Below are 1293 nucleotides of genomic sequence, written 5' to 3'. Positions count from 1 at the left end.
GGTTCGGAGCCATGCCGATGTCTTGAGACATCACAAAGCGCGCTCGGAGGGATTCGAACCCCCAACCTTCTGATCCGTAGGAGCCTGCACAGCCTGATCGCGACCGACTTCCTGGGCTACAAAAGAGCGTCGTGGTCGTGTGTCGGGTGCCCCGCGGCTGGGGTCGTTGGGGTCAGACTGGGGTCAGACCGTGCGTGGAAGTTACAGCGAAGTAGTTTCGAATTGGCCCTAGCTAGCCGAGCTACCAGTCGTTATTTGATCGATGTGACGCTTGACACGCGTACTGTAGACGGTTCTTGTACGTGCAACATACTCTGAACGTAGCGGTATACCGGGAGCCAGGGGGCGAGTAATGAGTGACGCGATGAGAGCCAGTCTGAGGCACGATCGATCGCTGTTGCGTATGCTCCTTGACCTGCCGCTGCAGTTGCTACGTCCCGCCGTGGAGATCACGGCTGAGGATGAGTGCGCGGCTGCGGAGAGATTCGATCGGCGGCGAGGTCACCATCTCAGCACACAGGAGCGCAGCAAGATCGCGTACGAACTTGCTGAAGGATCGCCTGTGCTCGACCGCCGTCGGCGGGTTGCGCACCAGTAGCGGTGGCCGGCCTCCTCAAGTGGCGGTCGGCTGACGCCGGAGATCAGTCCGCCCTCAAGAGCTTCACGTGTACGACGCCAGCAACCAAGCGCCGCGTTGGTATCCGAAAGTGCGTCATCGACCACCCCCGGATGTGGGAGTGGGAGGTCCAGTGCCGCATTCGCAACCTGCGGCCGCCCTACAAGTACCCCTTGCAGATGATCGTCGGCGAGGACAACGAGGGCATTGGCGCGGTGGCCGTGTTTGAGGAACTTGACGGGCCGATTCAGGTCGAGCTGAGCTACATGGCACTTGCCTACAGGCTCAGATTCAAGGGCGGCGGCTACGCGGACGAGATGGGCGAAGAGACCTGGCAGCGCATTGAAGCTCGGGCGATCGAACACGGCCTCGCCGCCGTCAACCTGCTGGCCTTGGTCGATGAGGGCAACGTTGCGTCTCAGAAGCTCTGCCGGCGACTGGGCTTGGTGCACTCCGGCATGCGTGACGAAACCCTCCAGCAGTGGAGCGGCGTACAAGCGATCGGTGAGCTTCCCGAAGATGGACACTGATCGCCACACCTGCCCCGTCGCCCTAATGACATCCGAACGGTCGCTGGCGCGGGGAGTGGATCCCTGACACGTTTCGGGTTCTGAGAGGCCTCTGGTAAGACCGGGACGCTGGCCTGTGGCGGCGGCCGTTCACCAACCCACCACCAG

Annotated in this window: 1 protein-coding gene; it reads left to right on the top strand. The window is 62.1% G+C overall.

Annotated features, from left to right (window positions below):
- Window positions 1–729: 729 nt before the first annotated feature.
- Entirely contained in the window at window positions 730–1146 is a 417-nt protein-coding gene (locus E1218_RS35800) for a GNAT family N-acetyltransferase (protein WP_132327459.1), read from the top strand.
- Window positions 1147–1293: the final 147 nt, after the last annotated feature.

This window comes from Kribbella turkmenica, from assembly GCF_004348725.1.
GTDB classification, from domain to species: Bacteria; Actinomycetota; Actinomycetes; order Propionibacteriales; family Kribbellaceae; genus Kribbella; species Kribbella turkmenica.
The sequence above is the reverse complement of the archived record's forward strand: the minus strand, read 5'-3'. Positions and strand labels throughout refer to the sequence as shown.

Excerpts from the sequence above, each read along its gene's own strand:
- E1218_RS35800 (WP_132327459.1), top strand. The coding sequence starts at position 730 with ATGTGGGAGTGGGAGGTCCAGTGCCGCATTCGCAACCTGCGGCCGCCC.